Below are 16,502 nucleotides of genomic sequence, written 5' to 3'. Positions count from 1 at the left end.
GGCGATGTCATTCAGAGGTCACCACTGACTGTATCGTCAGCTTGTAGTGGTAACGCAGATTGTTCAGGATCACTGTGCCGCCCCAGCGTCGCTGGTCGGGATAGTCGATCACGGCAATCTTTTCGCCGTGGAGCAGGAGAGTACGTTGAGCCTGGGCTTCGCGCAACTCCCATCCCTCGGGAAGCGCCTGGCGGATGGCCTCGGCGGGCCACAGGGTCAGTTGCACATCCTGCAACACATCTTCGCCCTGTACCTGGCTGGGCAGCAGGGCATGCCGCCACACCTGCAGTTGCCGCCCGTCGAAGTGCAGCGACATGACACGCTGGCCGAACGCCAGGCCGACCAGGTCGAGATGCTCGGCATCGATTTCCAGGGCGGTATCGAGTTCGTCGATGCGGCTGCCGCGCTCCACCTTCAGGTGCTGTTGCAGACTGATGCTCTGTCCCAGGGCGGCCGGCGCCAGGCGCAGCGACAGCCGAGCCGACGGCCGGGTATCGGGCGTAACCGGGCTGGCGCAGCCGCCCAGCAGCAGGATCATGGCGGCGCTGGCGGCGGCCAGCAGGAGGGTGGGCTTCATGCGGATTCCTTGTCCGGCTGCGCGTCTGGCGTAGCGTGCGCGGCAGGGCCGGGATGGGTGAACAGCGGGGCCAGCAGCCACACCAGCAGCATGCCGCACAGCATGGTGAGACCAAAGGCGTGCAGCGGCGGGCTGTGGCTCAAGGCCAGCAAGCCGAAGGACAGCAGCGCGCTGGCTGCCGACAGAGCGACGGTTAGCCAGGCATGCGGACGCTGGTCCCGGGATGATTCGAGCAGGAAGATGCCATAGTCCACGCCCAGTCCCAGCACCAGCAGTCCGGCCAGCACGTGGAACAGTTGCAGCGGCTGGCCCAGCCAGCCGAACAGGCCCAGCGTCAGCAGCGAGGCCAGCAGCGGCGGCGCCAGCGCGCGCCAGGCGCGGCGGCGGTAGCGCAGCGCCAGCAGGGCGAAGATGGCGGCGTAGGCGCACAGCAGCGCCCAGCCCATGTAGATCCGGTATTGGCGCAGCACCGACGAGATCTCGCCGACCTTGTCCACCCATTGCACCCCTGGCATCCCCTCGGCGACGGCGGCCAGCTGGCCGAGCTGGCGATAGTCGGTCAACCCGCGCAGGGCGACGATGCTGGCGAACTGGCCGTCCACCTGGCCCAGCCACAGGTGCCGCGAGGCTGCCCCGGCCGGGGTGGCGAGGAATTCCTCGGGCGTGATCGGCTGGGTCTTGTCGAGCATGCGCTGGCGCAGCGCTTGCGCCCACTGCGGGCTCTCGCCGATGGCTTGTGCGGTCAGCGTGACGGCGTCGGGCGATTCGCCCTGGGGCTCCAGCAGCGCTCGCCGCAGCAGGGCCAGGTTGTCCTGCTGGCGCTGTTGCGAGGGCGCCCAGTTGGACACTGCCTGCACGCCAGTGATGAGCTTGCGCTGCACCAGCGCTTGCAGCTTCTCGCGCAAGGCTTCTTCCTGTTGCAGCACGGCCTCGGCCGATGCGCCGCGCACCAGGTAGAACTGCACCGGCGCGGCCAACTCCAGCAATTGGCTGATGCGCATCTGATCCTGCAGCAATTCGGGCGGACTCTTCTGCAGGGCGCGGATGTCATCGCTGCTGTGCAGGCGGGCGACGCCGGCGATGGCCAGCCCGATCAGCGCCACCGCAGCGGGCAGGACCAGGTGCCAGGCGAAGCCGCCCAGCAGGTCGGGCCAGCGCGCGATGCTCTGGCCGAAGCCTTGCGCACGCGGCGTTGCGCAGAGGGTCTGCGGGCCGATCAGCTGCGGGAACCAGCAGGCCACGGTCAGCCAGGCAAACACCAGTCCCAGCGCCGAGAACACGGCCATCTGCTGCAAGCCGGGGAAGGGCGTCAAGGCCATGCCGAGATAGCCGATCAGCGCCGCCAGCAGCATCAGCGCCAGCCCCGGCAACAGACGTCGCAGCAGGGTGGCCGAGTCCTGCGTAGCCGGCGCGGCCAGACGCGCGCAGAGGAAGTAGATGCCATAGTCCTGGGCGATGCCGATCAGGCTGGCGCCAAAGACCAGGGTCAGCAGATGGATCTTGCCGAACACCAGCATGCTCACCGACAGCGCACCCAGACAGCCGACGGCGATGGACAGGGCGATGTAGAGGATAGGCTTGAGCGAACGGAAGGTCAGCCACATCAACAGCAGGATGCCCAGCAGCGAACCCGCGCCGATGGTGGCGCTTTCGCTGCTGGCCTGGGCGCTGGCGGCGGCGGCGTGCAAGACTACGCCGCCGCTGACGACTTCGCCGGCCTGGGTGCGCGCGGCTCGCCGCGCCTGCGCCAGCAGCGGCACCACCTGCTCCTGCGCCTGCATGGAGAAGGCCGGGGCCTTCAACTCCAGCAGCAGCAGGGCGTAGCTCACGCCATCGCGTTCCACGAAGAGCATGCCATCGCGCGGGCGCACCGGCGTCTCCCTGGCGCGCTCCTGCACCCAGTCGCCGAAGAGTCCGAAGGGATCATCCTGCCAGGCGCCCAGGCGGGGGCCGCCAAAGGCGCCGTACAGGCCGCCCAGGGCGCGCTGGTTCCACTGCTGCGCCGTTGTCGTGGCCAGTTGGGCGCGCTGGGCGTCGCCCAGCAGCAGGCTGCGGCTGCGGTCCAGGCTGCCCAGCCACTGGCTTTGCCATTGCGCGCTGTCGTCGTTGATGGGCGCGACCAGGTCGGCATGCGCATGCAGGACCGTGAGGTAAGCCTGTGCGCCAGCCTGGGCGCGCTTCCAGTCGCGGTCGCCGACCAGCACCACCAGCTTTTGCTGGGCCGAGTCGACCATGTGGGAGAAGGCCTGCTGGCGTACGGCGTCCTTGCTGCTGGCGCCCGGCAGCAGCGCCAGGATGTCGGTGTCGGGACTGGCGCGCTGGCCCAGCCACAGCCAGGCATTATGGCCGGCCACCAGCAGCACGGCCAGCAGCCAGGCCAGCGCCAATAGTCGCGGCAGTCGCTGCAGGTGGCGGGCCGGCTTAGTCAAACAGCGCTCCTTCTTCTGCCGTCATCGCGCCCTCTCCGGTCTTGATGGCGGAAAAGCTGATGTCGGTGCGGTCGCCGCTGGCTTCCTTCATGCTGACCTTGTCCACATAGCTGGCCCCAGCCAGGCTGATGTCGCCGATAGCCTTGGCCAGCGCCGGCTGGCGCGCCTTGAGGGCGACCTGCCAGTGGCCGTCGCGCAGGCTGCCGTCGAGTTCGAAGAGCTGGTCAAGCTGGCTCAGGTCACCCGCCAGCAGCGAAAACAGGACGCTGTTGATCATCTTCACCACCGGTTCCTGCTGCGCATCGAGCTTCATGGCCACGCGGCCATCCTGAATCTGCACGATGGCGTCGCGGGTGATGCGCAGGGTGCTGGGAAACGGTTGCAGCGTCTGCCACAGGATGCCGCGCCCCTTGAGGACGCAGAAGCGGCCATAGGCCTGCAGCGGCTTCTTGATGCCGGTCAGCTGCTTGGTCTGGTCGAAGCGTCCGCACATCACGGCCGGCTTGGCCAGGGTGGCCTGGATCTGTTGCACGGGCGCGGCGGCGCGGGCGGTGGGCAGGAGCGCCAGCAAGGCCAGCGAGCAGAGGAGGGAGCGTGTGTTCATGGGGCAGGAGGCGTCAGTCCGAGCTTGTGCCACAACACCGGCGGCGATACGAAGCACATCTCGTGGTTGTTCATCTGCACCGCCACCTGGACGGTGGAGGCGCGGGTCAGGCGGGCGCCGCTGGCGGCGTCGCTGATGAGGTAATCGATGCGCAGGCGGTTTTCCCATTCGACGATGGCCGCCTTCACGCGGATGCGCTGGCCGAAGCGGGCCGGCGCGGCATAGCGCAGGTGCAGGTCGATCACAGGCCAGCCATAGCCGGATTGCTTCATGGCCGGATAGTTGTAGCCGATGCCGTCGAGCAGGGCGCAGCGCGCGGCTTCCATGTATTCGACATAACGGCCATGCCAGACGATTTCCATCGGGTCCAGGTCATAGAACTGGATCTGCAATTCGACTTCGCCGCGCCAGGGCGAATTGGCCAGGGTGAGCTTGCCCGCAGGCAGGACGGTCTCAGTCATACAGGCTCCAGGCCTGGGCGCGGATGCGCTGCAGCAGCAGGCGCAGGTCGGGTTCCAGCATGCGGTCTTCGGCGACCACGGCGATATCCTCGGACAGCGCCGCCTGCATCGCGGCCAGGCGGCCTGCCGGCAGATCCTGCAAGGGCGTGTCGCCGACCTGCTGGCGCTGGCTGCGCAGCCATACGCCCTGGCGCACCGTGATCAGCAGCGCGGCGGCGACCTGCTCGGTCAGCTCCAGCACACGCAGGCAGTCGCGCGCGGCAATGGTCCCCATGCTGACCTTGTCCTGGTTGTGACATTCGGTGGAGCGCGAGAACACTGAGGCCGGCATGGTCAGCTTGAGGGCTTCGGCAGTCCAGGCCGAGGCGCTGATCTGCAGCGCCTTCAGACCGTGGTTGATGGGTGCGCGCGCACCCTGCGCGCCGGACAGGTTGGCCGGCAAGCCGTTGTTGTAGCGCTGGTCCACCATCAGGGCCATCTGGCGATCGAGCAGGTCGGCGACGTTGGCCACGGCGGTCTTCATGCTGTCCATGGCGAAGGCGATGTGGCCGCCATAGAAATGGCCGCCATGCAGCACACGCTCGCCGTCCGGGTCGATCAGCGGGTTGTCGTTGGCGCTGTTGAGTTCGTTCTCGATGAACTGGCGCAGTGACGGCAGGGCGTCGTTGAGCACCCCGATCACATGCGGCGCGCAGCGCACCGAGTAGCGATCCTGCAGACGCTTTTCATTGCGGTGCGCCTGGCCGCAGGGCAGGTCGCGCTGCAGCCAGGCCGCCACCTGCTGCTGGCCCGGATGCGGCTTGGCCGAGAACAGGGTGGCGTCGAAATGGTGGGCGTTGCCATCCAGCGTGAAGCTGCTCATGGCCGTGATACGGGTGGCCAACTGGCACAGGTAGCGGGCGCGGTCGAAGGCCAGGCAGGCCAGCGCGGTCATGACGGCGGTGCCGTTCATGATGGCCAGGCCTTCCTTGGGACGCAGGCGCAGCGGCGTCATGCCGGCGGCCGCCAGCGCCTGGGCGGCGGGCACGGTGGCGCCCTCGCGCCAGACATCACGTTCACCGCACAGCACGGCGGCCAGGTAGGACAGCGGGGTGAGATCGCCACTGGCGCCCACCGAACCCTCGCAAGGAATCTGTGGCAGCAGGTCGTGCTGCAGCAGGCCGGTGATCTGTTCCAGCAGCGCCACGCTCACGCCCGAGAAACCCTGGCACAGGGAGTTCAGACGAGCGGCCAGGATGGCGCGCGCCTGCTCCGGCGTGAACAACGCACCCAGGCCGCAGCCGTGGTAGGTGTAGAGGTGATGCGGCAATTCCGGCACCAGCTCGGGCGGCAAGGTGACCGTGCAGGAATCGCCATAGCCGGTGGTGACGCCATAGATGGTGCCATCTTCGCGCAGCAGGCGGTCCAGGAAGTCCGCGCCGCGTGCGATGCGCGCGCGGAAGTCGGGGGCGTCGTGCAGTTGCGCGCTGCGCTCGCGCCGCGCCAGCGCAACCACATCCTCGATGGCAAGCGGCTGGGCGCCGAAGCGGATGGGGGTGCTGCTGGCCGAAGAAGTCAGGTCAGTGTGAGGCATGGTGTTCGTCCAGGGCCGAATCGGCCCAGAAATCATAGAAATTGAACCACTGGTAGGGCGCTTGCAGGCAATGTGCTTCCAGTCGTATTGCGTAGGCGGCGGCCAGCTCTGCCAGGACCTGGTCGCGCTGCTTGCGGGGCAGGATGATCTGCTGGCGGAACGCCTCGAAGCTCACCTCCGCGCCCTCGGCGCTGCGCCGCGAAAACATCAGGTAGACCGGGCATTGCAGCAGCGCCGCCATGACATAGGGGCCGATCGGGAACGGCGCATTCTTGCCCATGAAGGAGGCATGCGCGACCCGTGGCTGGGGCGAGACCGGGACCCGGTCGCCGGCAATGACCACGAACTCGCCCTGGGCCACTTTCTCGGCCAGCACGATGGCGGTGGCCGGCGACATCTCGGTGACTTGCATCAGGTTGAGCTGGCTGCCCGGATCGAGCTGGGCCAGCATCTGGTTGAAGGCCTGGGCATGACGGGTATGGACCAGCACCGTCAGCTTGAGCGCGGGATGCTGGCGGCCGATCACGCGGCACAGTTCGAGGTTGCCCAGATGGGTGCAGATGATGAGCCCGCCCCGTCCGGCGGCGATGGCGTCGGTGATGTGGGCGCTGCCGTGCAGCTGGACCCGCTCCACCGGGAACAGGCCACCCCAGAGCAGCATCTTGTCGAGCAGGCTTTCCCCGAATGCGGCGAAGTGACGCAAGACCCCGGCGATGCCGGTCCGCAGCGGCAAGTCCGGGCGATAGCGCCGGACCTGCTCGAGGAAACGGCGCGAAGCACAGCGGGCCGGACCATTGACGGCGATGTACCAGCACAGCACCGGATAGAGCATGAGGCGGAAGGGCAGCCGGCCCAGCAGGCGATAGACCGCAAACAGCAAGCGCATGCCGGCCACGAAGCTGACTTCGTTGATCTGCGCCCAGTGGCGCGTGCGCGAGGGGGCGCTCATGGCTTGCGTCCGCCCACGCCCACGCCCAGGCGGCGCCAGCAGCTACGCCCCAGCAACAGCGGCGCGCGCAGCAGCATACCCAGGAACAGGCGGGCATGCATGCGCGAGATCAGCACGTTGTCCAGCCAGACCTGGAAGTGCGAGACACCATCGGCCGGATAGCGCACCCGCGTGGCCAGGTTGTGCACGCGCAGGCCGCGCCAGTAGAGACGGACCAGGATCTCGGTGTCGAAATCCATACGGCGGCCGATGGTGGTGCGGTCGATCAGCTGCAGCGTCGGCGCCAGCGGATAAAGCCGGAAGCCGCACATCGAATCGACGATTTCCAGCGAGAGCGTATTGATCCACACCCACACGTGGGTCAGGTAACGGGCGTAGAGCCGCCCCTTGGGGACGCTCTCGTCGTAGACCGGCCTGCCGTTGATGACGGCTTGCGGAGCCGCCTGCGAAGCGGCCAGGAAACGCGGGATATCGGCGCTGTCATGCTGGCCGTCGGCGTCGATCTGCAGCGCGTGCGTGTAGCCGGCGGCGGCGGCGTGGCGCAGGCCGGTCATGACGGCGCCGCCCTTGCCCTGGTTGTGGGGATGGACCAGCAGGGTGGTCGCTTGCGGGTCGGCCGCAGCCAGTTGGCGCAGCACTGCGGCGCAGCCCGGACTGCAGCCATCGTCGACCAGGATGCAGGGCAGGCCATGGCTGCGCACGGCGGCCACGACCGCGCCGATGGCGTGCTCGTGGTCAAACACCGGGATCACGACCACGGTGCGGTGGGCGACCGATGCGTTCATGCCGCCCCCAGCAGGAAGCGTCCGCTGGCATGCTGGCCGCCCTCGGAATGCAGGCGGAAGGACAGCTGCGACTTGCCCGCCTCGAATTGCAGGTCCAGCAGCACGCGCATGCCCGGCGTGATGACGCGCTGGAACTTCAAGGCCTGCAGCCCCAGGAAGTGCGGCGGCAGGTCGAAGTAGCGCCGACCCAGGGCAAGCGACCAGTCGGTCTGCACCACGCCCGGAAGGATGGGCGAACCGGGGAAGTGGCCCCGGAAATAGAGCAGGTCGGCAGGAATATCCAGCGCCAGTTGCACATGTTCGCTGCTGCGTTCAAGTTCGCTGACCTGCGGCAGGGTCGGGGCGCTGACTACGGGAGCGGCCGCGGGGCTCTCCAGCAGCGCAGTCAGCGCCGATAGCGTGACCTTGCCTTGCGGGTTCACCGGCAGCGCCGGCAGGTAGCGCCACAGGCGCGGCAGGGCGATGGATTCGATGGCGCCGGCCAATACGGCCTTGAGGGCCGTATTGAGCGCCAGCTTGCCTTGCGCGGCGAGCATGGCGTGCGCGGGCGCACTCGGGACGACGAAGGCGGCGATGAACTGGCGCGCCCGGCGGCCCTGGTGGACGATCACGCGCACGTCTTCCACCAGCGGACTGGCGTTGAGCAGTTGCTCGATGCGGGTCAGCGAGATGCGTTTTTCTTCCAGCTTGACGATGCGGTCGCTACGTCCACGCAGTTCGAACTGTCCTGGCTGGCCTGGCACCAGCGCGGCGCGGTCGGCCATGCCGAACCAGGCGCTATCGGGCAGGTGGGGCGAGCGTACCTCCAGCTCGCCCTCGGCGCCCAGCCGTACCTCCACGCCTGGCATGGCTTGCCAGTGTTCCTGACGCTGCAAGGGATCGGTCTGCGGCTGACGCCAGGCGATACCGCCGGTCTCGGAGCTGCCATAGATTTCCAGCGGGCGTTGGCCCAGCAGGCGCGCGCTATCGGCGGCAGCTTGGGCCGGCAATGGACCGCCGGAGGAAAAGATGGCGCGCAGCTGGCGCGCATCCGGCTGGGCGCCCTGTTCGGGCAGGCGTTTCAGATGCGCCGGGCTGGACAGCAGTATCCACGGGCGCGCGCCGGCCATGCGCTGCAGGTCTTCCGGGAAGAAGGCGCTGCCCGCGTGCACCGGACGTCCCGCGCACAGCGCCCACAAGACCTTGAAGAGCAAGCCGTAGATATGCTGGTGCGAGACCGTGGCGATGACCTCGGCCTCGCCCACGATTGCGCCGAAGAGCGCCTCCAGCGTAGCCACTTCATTGGCCATCTGGCCCAGTTGCTTGGGAATGGCCTGGGCCAGACCGGTACTGCCTGAGGTATAGACCACCAGTCCGCCAAAGTCGGCGCGCAAGGTCGGCCAGGCGTCGGGCGTATCGCCTTCCGCTGCATCGCCGGCAGGGTGCAAGGCCGGACAATGCGCCCCGAACTCGCCGAGGAAGGCATCGACCTCACCTTGCAGTTGACGGCAGGTGTCGGGCAGGGCGTCGCTGGGCAGGTAGGCCGTCTTGCCCGCCAGCCAGATCGCGAACAGGGCCGCCGCGAACTGCAGGGTGTCGTGGTGGAACAGCGCCATGCGCTGTCCCGGTGTGGTCTGCACGAGGTGCTGCCAGCGCCGCAGCTCGGCGCGCCAGGACGCGTGCGTGACCGCCACACCATCACGCCAGCCGATCACGTCTGCGCCGGCAAAGGCCAGGAACGGCAGTTGCAGCAGGTCCAGCCGTGGGGCGGCCGTCATTGCGGACGCCTCACGCATGATGCTGGCGCCGTACATACAGGCGCACCAGGTATTCGCCGGCAAACAGCAGGCCCATGGCGATGTAGGAAATGACACCGGTGTACATCGACCATACCGCAGGCGAACACCACAGGGCCGTACCCAGGGCGATGCTGCCATTGATGGCGAAGAACAGGCACCACACCTGGGTGACCCGGCGCGTATAGGCGATGACGAACAGCGGCAGGTCCGGCGAACCCAGCCGCGCCATGCGTTCGATCACGGTGGGCGGCTTGTAGAGGCTGTAGCCGAACAGGGCCAGCATGCCGGCGCTGATGGCGACCGGATAGAGCTTCAGCGGCAGCAGCGCATTCCAGTACACGGCCGGTGCGGCCAGCGCCAGGGCGGCCACGCCCATCCAGCGCAGGGGGCCGCCGGTGCGGGTGGCGAACAGGCGCACCACGGCGATGAGCACCAGGGACAAGGCCAGGGTGCGTGGCTCGAGCTTGCCGTGGGCGTACCAGATCAACAGGGGATAGAGCAGGATCAACAGCGGACCGGCCAGCGTGGCCAGCCTGGGCATCGCGGGAGGCTTCATGCGCTCACGCGTGCGCTTGTTCGCGCATCAGGGTCGCCAGGATCTCGACGACGTCCTGCACCGTGCGCACGCTGCGGAAGACGTCGGGCTGGATGCGCTTGCCGGTGGTCTGGTTGAGCTTGACCACGATGTCGACGGCGTCGATGCTGTCGATGTCGAGATCGGTGTAGAGGTTGGACTGGGGCGTGATGGCCGCTTTGTCGATCTCGAACATCTCGTGCAGCATATCGACGATCCACACGGTGATTTCGTCCTTGGTCATGTCAGGTGTCAGAGTGGTCATGATGTGCTTCTCTTGCTAATGGCTGGGAGGGGGCGTCAGGGTGCGTGCAGCGTGGAGGCTGCTCAGGCCGTGGCCTGGTGGCTGGCCACCAGGGCAGCCAGCGCCTGCACCGAGGCGAAATGCTTGCGGGTTTCTTCGGAATTGGCCGAGAGCTTGATGCCATAGCGCTTCTGCAGGCTCATGCCCAGTTCCAGCGCGTCGATGGAATCCAGGCCCAGGCCATCGCCGAACAGGGGCGCGGCGCTGTCGATGTCCTCGGGGGCCAGGTCTTCCAGGTCGAGGGCCTCGATGATGAGTTGCTTGATATCTTGTTCCAGGTCTTGCATCGCCTAGTTCTCTTTCATGAAGTACTGTTGCAGGTAGGTCGTCAGCTGCCGGGCGGCGAGCGTGGGATTGTCGGCAGGGTGCGGCTGGCCGGCGCCGATGATGTGGTCCAGGTGAAGGTCGTCGCCGATCTGCAGGCGGAAGTGCGCGCGCCTGGCCGGCACCTGCCACCATTTCTCTCCCTTGGAGAGGGTCACCGGCGTGCAGCGGATGCGCACCGGCGTGATGGGGCAGCCGCAGCGCACCGCCACGTTGGCGGCGCCGCGCTTGAGGCTGATCTGGCCGTCCGTGGGCGTGCGGGTGCCTTCGGGGAAGATGATGAGATTGCCACCGCTGCGGATGGAGCGGATGCAATCCTCGATCAGGTCCGGTCCCTGGTCATTGCTGATGTAGCCGGCGGCGCGGATGGGGCCGCGGGTAAATGGATTGCGCCACAGGGCGTTCTTGACGATGCAGTCGGCGTGGCGCACGAAGGCCATCAGCAGCACCGTGTCGATGAGCGTAGGGTGATTGGCCAGGATCAACTGGCCATTGCGGTTCAGGCGTTCCAGGCCCGAGATTTCATAACGGATCACACCGCAGATTCGCATCAGTTCGACGAAGGCGCGAAACGCCAGGCGGATGATATGGCGCGCCCACAGCACGCGCTGCTGCGCGTCGCGCACCAGCAGCTGCAGGATGGGGAAGACCACCAGCCGCAACAGCAGGCCACCCAGGCCGAACAGCGCAAAGCACATGCCCGTGGCCAGGATGCGCCAGCCACGGTCGATCAGCGCGAAGACCCGATCAAGCATGCCGCATCCATTGCCAGCGGCGACCGTCGGCGTGGCGGTGCAGGGTGGAGGCGTCCGCATCGAGGAAGAAGCGCAGCACGGCGGCAGCGCCTGCAGCGGCGTTGTTGGCGTGGGACGCCACGTCCACGTCCCCGCCCGCTGGCGCCTGCTGCCATTGCAGCGAGAGCGTGGGCAAGGCGTCCTGTTCATCGGCCGCCTGGATCAGCCAGGACCAGCCGCAGGGTTCTTCCTGTTCATCGGCGAAATCGGCAAACATCGTCGGCAGCGGCGCATCGGCGACCACCACCAGGACCTGCGGCGCGCCATCGGCCAGCAGGCCGCAGGCTTCGATGACGGCGTGTTCGACCGTGCTCTGGCCGGCGGCGATGGCCACCGTGTTGGCCGCGCTGCCGCGGGCGATGGAAAAGAGGCCGGCGTTGGCGTTGTGGACCGACAGGCTGAAGGCGGTGGGTGACATCGGCGCGGCTTCGGCCAGGGCCATCTGCAACTCCACCGAGCGCGCGCATTCGCCATGGCGCGAGGCAAAGACGACCGGGATGTCGAGGTCCGAGGCGGCGGGACGGGCGTCGTGGGAGGGATGGGACGCCGCAGCGGTCAATGCGCCGTAGGCCGTTTCCAGCGCCAGCTTGCCCACCGGACTGGTACGCCGCCGCAGCATGGGCGGCATGGCCTTGACCGCTGGTTCCCCCGAACCGGCCGTCTGGCGATCACCCCTGATCCATTGTTGCCAATCGATGGCGGATTCGATACCCGGAACCCATTGCGCATGCGCGGCAACTGAAAAACTGACATCCCCTGAATACATATCGTCGAAAGCCCCGAGGCTTCTTTCTGGCGGTGTTATCTACCGGATTCCCCTGCTCCCCGGTGCATGCCGTTATGCCCTTGCACTGGAGGAGCATCAGGGAACATGCCGTTTTCTTTTTTATTGACGGCATTTATCCGGGCGTCTTGAATGTTACATTTTGTAAGACCCGGCAATGGTACGACAAAACCCTCTTCAAATAACACGATTTTTTCACCGGGAAACGCGGAAAGCCACGTCCAGGGGGCTTATGCGCAATGTAATCGTTGCCGATAGCTTACGTTTTGTTCATCTGAGGGCAGATGAGGGCGCTTTTGAGTGTGTACCTGATTCTCTAACAAATGATTCAAGAACGGCATGGAGCGCATCGCCCCGATCGCAAACTTGTTCATTCGATAAGCTTGGATGCTCAGTCAGCGTTGTGACGAGGCGCCGCGATCTTGGCGGGCCGCTAGGGATGTCGGGCCAGAAAGACGAAACCACCAGAAACCTGCTTGGCGCCGGTTGCTGGTGGTCGTGATGTTGGTGGAGCCGGCGGGAATTGAACCCGCGTCCAGAAGCACTCTACAGACAGTTCTACATGCGTAGTGCAGCCAATTGGTTTTAATCCTGGCGACGCGGACGCACACGCTTCGACAGGACGAGTTACCTTGGATTTAATGACGTATCAAGTAACCCGATACGCCACGATTCCCTGTAAATGACTCTACCGCTGTTGCCAGCACACCCCAGGGAAGAAGTGCTGTAGAGCTAGAAGTTTCTTAGGTTTCTAGGTGCGATTTACGCTGCGAGAGCGTAAGATTCGTCGTTTGCATTTAAGCAGTTCCGGATGGATTAACGAGGTAACCAGTCCTCGGCATGCCCTGTTCCGCTTTGCAACCCCTGTCGAAACCAAGTCGGCCCCGTGGTGTTGAAGCTTCGCAAATCCCGCTGGGCGCATGAACTTGCGTATTACGCTTGCATCTCGAAAGATGCGCCCGCCAGTGCGGCGGGAGGTCAATTATAACCTACTCCCTATGGTATGGGCAGCGCCGGCCTTTTCAAGAGCCGGCGGCGCTCATTGTATCGTCAGGTCCACTCGCGCCTTGGGCTCCTTGTCGGGGATGCCCGCGCCGTCCAGCTTGGGGGCGATCAGGAAGATGCGCGCAGGTTCGATCACGCTTTGCTCCTGCAGGTAGTTGCGGACCTGGTCGGCGCGCCGCTGCGCCAGGCTGCGCAGGTCGTCGGGGCTGACCTGGGTGTGCTCCAGGATCAGCTTTTCCATCTCGGCCGGCGGCAGCGAGCGGGCCAGGCCGATCATGTTGCGGGGCTTGTCGAACTTGGCTTCCTTGTAGGCGCGTTCCAGGTATTTGCTGCGCTCGACGTCGGTCAGGCGTACCGGGCCGGATGGCTGGCCTTCGCGGGCGATCAGCTCGGCCCGCTTGTAGCCGCGCATCTGGCGCTCCAGCGCTTCCTTGCGCAGACCCTGGTCGTCGACCTGGGGATCGACGCGACCCATGATGTCGAGCTTGATGCCGGGGCGCTCGTGCAGCACGTAGCCGAGCGCATCGAGCTTCTTGCGCACCTCGGCATCGATCTCGGCCGAGCCGGCGGGGAACTCGATGTAGCGCAATTCACCGATGTTCTCGTCGCTGCGGAACATCGAGCCGATCAGCGCAAAGGGCGAGGTCACGGCCTTGGCGATCAGGTTCACGAACACCCGCACGATGATGCCGCCCACCGAAAACTCGGGATCGGAGAGCGAGCCCGAGATGGGCAGGTTCAGGTTGATGTTGCCGTTACGGTCCTTGAGCAGCGACACCGCCAGCATCACCGGCAGATTGGTGGCGTTGGGGCTGTCGACCCGTTCGCCGAACGTCAGTTGCTCGATGCGCAGATCGTTCTGGGCGACCAGCTTGTCGTTCTCGATCTTGTACTGCACGTCCATGGACAGCTTGCCCTTGGTGATGGGATAGCCGGCGTACTTGGCCGAGTAGGGCGTCAGGCGCGGCAGCTGCACGCCGTTGGCGCTGGCCTTGAGGTCCAGGTACATGGGCTTGAACAGCGGATTGAGCGCGCCCGAGATCTGCAGGGGCGCGTCGTTGTCGATCTTGCCGCTGATGTTCACGGGGGCGGGTTGCGGCTTTTCGGAAGAGATCTCGCCGATGCTGCCGGCGAGGCCTGTCATGTTGGCGGTGTAGTTGGGTTTGACGAAGTTGTCGGTGTAGTTGATGTTGCCGCCTTCGAGCACGACCTGGCCGACCCTGACGATGGGGGCGTCCGCGCGCGCTGCCGGGCTGGTGACCGGTGTGCTGGAGACGCTCTTGCGGCTGCTGTCGCGGCGGTTCTCCTTGTCGTCCTTCTTGCTGTCGTCGGTGATCGAGCCCTGCGGCTGGCCGTCGGCCACCAGGATGTCCTGCAGGTTCAGGCGTCCCTTTTCGGAAAGGATGGCGCGGGCGTAGAAGCTGTTGAGGGTGACCTTGTCCAGCGCGATCTGCGCACGCCCGCCCAGCTTGGCGTTGATGCCGGCCAGGGTGAGGGTGCGCCAGCGCAGGAAGTCGGTGGAGGTGAGCTTGTCCTGCATGCGCAGGTTGGCGATAGCGGCGTTGCCTTTGTAGTCGAGCGCGAACTTCTGCTGTTGCAGCGGTAGCGTCAGCGCCAGCTTGCCTTTGGCGCTGAGCGCGCCATTGCTGATGCTCACGTTGAGGATATCGGTGAAGTAGCCCTGGACGGGAGCGATGGGCAACTCGCGTAGGTCCAGGTCGAGATCGGCATTCTTGAGGTGCGGCGCGATCTGGCCGGTGATGTCGGCGCTGCCGTTCTTGTCCAGGCGCGCCTGCAGCGTCAGCGGCATGGCCTGGTCGAAAGTATCGGTGACGTTCTGCACACGCAGCTTGAGCGATTCGACGCTGATGGGCTGTGTGCTTTTGCCCTCTGGGGTGAGCTGCAGGCTGGCCAGTTCCACGGTGCTGTCGTCGAGCTTGAGGTGGCCGTCGCGCCATTGCAGGGTGCTGTTGCCCGAGAGTTTGCCGGCCAAGCCGCTCACCGGCGCGCGGTGCAGGTAGTTGCGATAGCCGGCCAGATCGATGCCGGCCAGCGTCAGCTTGCCGGCCACGGCCGGCTTGAGCGGCGCGACCTGCCCTTCGAAACCTAGGCGGCCATGGCCATTCTCGATGGCCGTGACTTTCAGGGTGGCGGGCTGGGCGTTCGCTGCGGTGGACAGTTGCGCGGCGTCGATCTCGATGCCGCTCAGCTGCACATTCTGGGCTGGCGAGGCGTTGGCTTCGTCACGCCAGTTCACGCGCCCGTCGCGCACGTTCAACTGCTGCAATACGATGGCCGAAGCTTGCGCGGAGGTCGCTGCCTGGCTGGCCGCGGTGCGCTTGCCTGTGGCAGGAGCAGCCAGGGCGCGCACCCAGTTGATCTCTCCACGGCCGTTCATCGAGGCCCAGATCTGCGGCTGTTCCAGGGTCACCTGGCTGATCTGGCCGCTGGCGGCGAGCACGTCGAACTGGCCCAGCTTGACGGCCAGTTGCCGGGCTTTGAGCAGCGGCGCCTTGGCGCGGTCGGCCACGGCGATATCGTCCAGCACCACGTCGCCTGCCAGCGTGATGGTGGGTTTGTCTTGCTGGCGATTGAAGCCCAGGTCCAGGCGTGTGCTGAGATGGCCGCTCTGGAGCAGCACTGGCAGCTCCATCGGGACGAAGGGCAGGTAGGACACCAGGTCCAGGCGCTCGATATCGATGGCGAAGGCCGATTCGAGCGTGCTGCTGAAGGGCTTGCTGCGGCCCTTGAGGTGCAGGGGCGTGCCGTTGATGGTGGCCGACAGTTGCGGCTGGACGAAGCTGTCGATGTTGCCCGGCAGGTTGGAAATGAAGGGCAGGCCGACTTGCAGGGCGGCGATGTCGATGGTCTTGCCGGTGAGCTTGTCTTCAAAGTGGATCGCGCCATCCTGCAGCTGCACGTTGGCCAGCGAGAAACGGGCCTGGCCTTCGCTCTTGGGCTGGGCGGCCAGGCGTTCGAGGATGTCGGAGAAATTGTAGTGGCCGCCCTGGTCGGCATCGATGCGCTGCACCCGCAGTTGCGGCTTGCTCAGGCGCACTTCATCCAGCACCGGCGCCAGGCACAGCAGCGAGGCCGAAGAGGCGTCCACCAGCAGGGACTGGACGGCCAGGAAAGGGGTCTTGCCGTCGGCTTCGTAGAGGGTGATGTCGGAGACCTGCAGCGCCAGGCGGAAGGGATTGAAGCTCACCGCGCCGACGTCCAGCTTGCGGCCCAGTTGCGCTTGGGTCTGCTCGACGGCCAGCTTGCGTACCAGCGCGGGCAGGGCGGCCCAGCTCAGCGCGGCCAGCGCCAGCAGGACCGCCAGCATCCACGCCAGCCACTTCAGCGGGCGGCGCAGGCGTTGCCATGCAGGTTGCTTGGTCAGTGAGGCGAGGCCCGGCTTGCTCATGAGGTGTTTCCCTTGTCGATGCCGGCGCTGCTGCGCCCGGTGGGCAGCGTGACCGTTCTGATCGTGATTGTTCTGGTTGCCGACGCGGCGTGACTGCAGCCGTCATTCTAATGCGATGGCGCGCCGCTGTGAGGGCGGCGGCCAGCAAGAGG

At 66.2% G+C, this 16,502-nt stretch carries 14 protein-coding genes and 1 other RNA gene; all 15 read right to left on the bottom strand.

Annotated features, from left to right (window positions below):
• Positions 1–7 precede the first annotated feature (7 nt).
• The 15 genes from ACP92_RS18475 to ACP92_RS18410 all read right to left on the bottom strand — a co-directional run bounded on the left by ACP92_RS18475 (position 8) and on the right by ACP92_RS18410 (position 16,350).
• Positions 8–577 (bottom strand): DUF3261 domain-containing protein, encoded by a 570-nt coding sequence (locus ACP92_RS18475; protein WP_013235653.1) that lies wholly within the window; start codon positions 575–577, stop codon positions 8–10.
• Positions 574–3,006 carry an MMPL family transporter gene (locus ACP92_RS18470; protein WP_013235652.1) on the bottom strand — a complete coding sequence of 811 codons (2,433 nt, stop codon included), beginning with the start codon at positions 3,004–3,006 and terminating at the stop codon, positions 574–576. Before ACP92_RS18470 ends, ACP92_RS18475 begins: the two co-directional genes overlap by 4 nt.
• Positions 2,999–3,610: an outer membrane lipoprotein carrier protein LolA gene (locus tag ACP92_RS18465; RefSeq protein ID WP_013235651.1), complete on the bottom strand. Its 612-nt coding sequence runs from the start codon at positions 3,608–3,610 to the stop codon at positions 2,999–3,001. The genes ACP92_RS18470 and ACP92_RS18465 overlap by 8 nt, the downstream gene beginning before the upstream one ends.
• Positions 3,607–4,071, bottom strand: coding sequence for an acyl-CoA thioesterase (locus ACP92_RS18460; RefSeq protein WP_013235650.1), 465 nt, complete (start codon positions 4,069–4,071; stop codon positions 3,607–3,609). The genes ACP92_RS18465 and ACP92_RS18460 overlap by 4 nt, the downstream gene beginning before the upstream one ends.
• Positions 4,064–5,644 carry an HAL/PAL/TAL family ammonia-lyase gene (locus ACP92_RS18455; RefSeq protein WP_048348619.1) on the bottom strand — a complete coding sequence of 527 codons (1,581 nt, stop codon included), beginning with the start codon at positions 5,642–5,644 and terminating at the stop codon, positions 4,064–4,066. The genes ACP92_RS18460 and ACP92_RS18455 overlap by 8 nt, the downstream gene beginning before the upstream one ends.
• On the bottom strand, positions 5,631–6,593 hold the full coding sequence (locus ACP92_RS18450) for an LpxL/LpxP family acyltransferase (RefSeq protein ID WP_013235648.1): 963 nt from the start codon (positions 6,591–6,593) through the stop codon (positions 5,631–5,633). Before ACP92_RS18450 ends, ACP92_RS18455 begins: the two co-directional genes overlap by 14 nt.
• Positions 6,590–7,378, bottom strand: a complete 789-nt coding sequence (locus tag ACP92_RS18445) for a glycosyltransferase family 2 protein (protein WP_013235647.1) — start codon at positions 7,376–7,378, stop codon at positions 6,590–6,592. Before ACP92_RS18445 ends, ACP92_RS18450 begins: the two co-directional genes overlap by 4 nt.
• A complete protein-coding gene (locus ACP92_RS18440; protein WP_013235646.1) occupies positions 7,375–9,135 on the bottom strand; it encodes an ApeI family dehydratase in 1,761 nt (586 codons plus the stop codon). Before ACP92_RS18440 ends, ACP92_RS18445 begins: the two co-directional genes overlap by 4 nt.
• 10 nt (positions 9,136–9,145) lie before the next feature.
• Positions 9,146–9,712 carry a COG4648 family protein gene (locus tag ACP92_RS18435; protein WP_013235645.1) on the bottom strand — a complete coding sequence of 189 codons (567 nt, stop codon included), beginning with the start codon at positions 9,710–9,712 and terminating at the stop codon, positions 9,146–9,148.
• A 4-nt stretch (positions 9,713–9,716) separates the two neighbouring features.
• Complete coding sequence (locus ACP92_RS18430) at positions 9,717–9,995, bottom strand: acyl carrier protein (protein ID WP_013235644.1); 279 nt, start codon at positions 9,993–9,995, stop codon at positions 9,717–9,719.
• Between the two features lie 62 nt (positions 9,996–10,057).
• Positions 10,058–10,321 (bottom strand): phosphopantetheine-binding protein, encoded by a 264-nt coding sequence (locus tag ACP92_RS18425; RefSeq protein WP_013235643.1) that lies wholly within the window; start codon positions 10,319–10,321, stop codon positions 10,058–10,060.
• A 3-nt stretch (positions 10,322–10,324) separates the two neighbouring features.
• Positions 10,325–11,113, bottom strand: a complete 789-nt coding sequence (locus ACP92_RS18420; RefSeq protein ID WP_013235642.1) for a lysophospholipid acyltransferase family protein — start codon at positions 11,111–11,113, stop codon at positions 10,325–10,327.
• Positions 11,106–11,918: a beta-ketoacyl synthase chain length factor gene (locus ACP92_RS18415; protein WP_081441924.1), complete on the bottom strand. Its 813-nt coding sequence runs from the start codon at positions 11,916–11,918 to the stop codon at positions 11,106–11,108. Before ACP92_RS18415 ends, ACP92_RS18420 begins: the two co-directional genes overlap by 8 nt.
• A gap of 523 nt (positions 11,919–12,441) precedes the next feature.
• Positions 12,442–12,822: a transfer-messenger RNA gene (gene ssrA, locus ACP92_RS24405) on the bottom strand.
• A gap of 153 nt (positions 12,823–12,975) precedes the next feature.
• The gene (locus ACP92_RS18410) at positions 12,976–16,350 is read right to left on the bottom strand and encodes a DUF748 domain-containing protein (protein WP_013235639.1); all 3,375 of its coding nucleotides are present in this window, start codon (positions 16,348–16,350) and stop codon (positions 12,976–12,978) included.
• Positions 16,351–16,502: the final 152 nt, after the last annotated feature.

Origin of the sequence: Herbaspirillum seropedicae (genome assembly GCF_001040945.1) — a bacterium.
In the GTDB taxonomy this organism is placed as follows: Bacteria; Pseudomonadota; Gammaproteobacteria; order Burkholderiales; family Burkholderiaceae_D; genus Herbaspirillum; species Herbaspirillum seropedicae.
The sequence above is the reverse complement of the archived record's forward strand: the minus strand, read 5'-3'. Positions and strand labels throughout refer to the sequence as shown.

Bases quoted from the DNA above. Each gene is read 5' to 3' on its own strand.
- ACP92_RS18475 (WP_013235653.1), bottom strand. From the start codon at position 577: ATGAAGCCCACCCTCCTGCTGGCCGCCGCCAGCGCCGCCATGATCCTG.
- ACP92_RS18465 (WP_013235651.1), bottom strand. From the start codon at position 3,610: ATGAACACACGCTCCCTCCTCTGCTCGCTGGCCTTGCTGGCGCTCCTG.
- ACP92_RS18460 (WP_013235650.1), bottom strand. From the start codon at position 4,071: ATGACTGAGACCGTCCTGCCTGCGGGCAAGCTCACCCTGGCCAATTCG.
- ACP92_RS18455 (WP_048348619.1), bottom strand. From the start codon at position 5,644: ATGCCTCACACTGACCTGACTTCTTCGGCCAGCAGCACCCCCATCCGC.
- ACP92_RS18450 (WP_013235648.1), bottom strand. From the start codon at position 6,593: ATGAGCGCCCCCTCGCGCACGCGCCACTGGGCGCAGATCAACGAAGTC.
- ACP92_RS18445 (WP_013235647.1), bottom strand. From the start codon at position 7,378: ATGAACGCATCGGTCGCCCACCGCACCGTGGTCGTGATCCCGGTGTTT.
- ACP92_RS18440 (WP_013235646.1), bottom strand. From the start codon at position 9,135: ATGACGGCCGCCCCACGGCTGGACCTGCTGCAACTGCCGTTCCTGGCC.
- ACP92_RS18435 (WP_013235645.1), bottom strand. From the start codon at position 9,712: ATGAAGCCTCCCGCGATGCCCAGGCTGGCCACGCTGGCCGGTCCGCTG.
- ACP92_RS18430 (WP_013235644.1), bottom strand. From the start codon at position 9,995: ATGACCACTCTGACACCTGACATGACCAAGGACGAAATCACCGTGTGG.
- ACP92_RS18425 (WP_013235643.1), bottom strand. From the start codon at position 10,321: ATGCAAGACCTGGAACAAGATATCAAGCAACTCATCATCGAGGCCCTC.
- ACP92_RS18420 (WP_013235642.1), bottom strand. From the start codon at position 11,113: ATGCTTGATCGGGTCTTCGCGCTGATCGACCGTGGCTGGCGCATCCTG.
- ACP92_RS18415 (WP_081441924.1), bottom strand. From the start codon at position 11,918: ATGTATTCAGGGGATGTCAGTTTTTCAGTTGCCGCGCATGCGCAATGG.
- ACP92_RS18410 (WP_013235639.1), bottom strand. From the start codon at position 16,350: ATGAGCAAGCCGGGCCTCGCCTCACTGACCAAGCAACCTGCATGGCAA.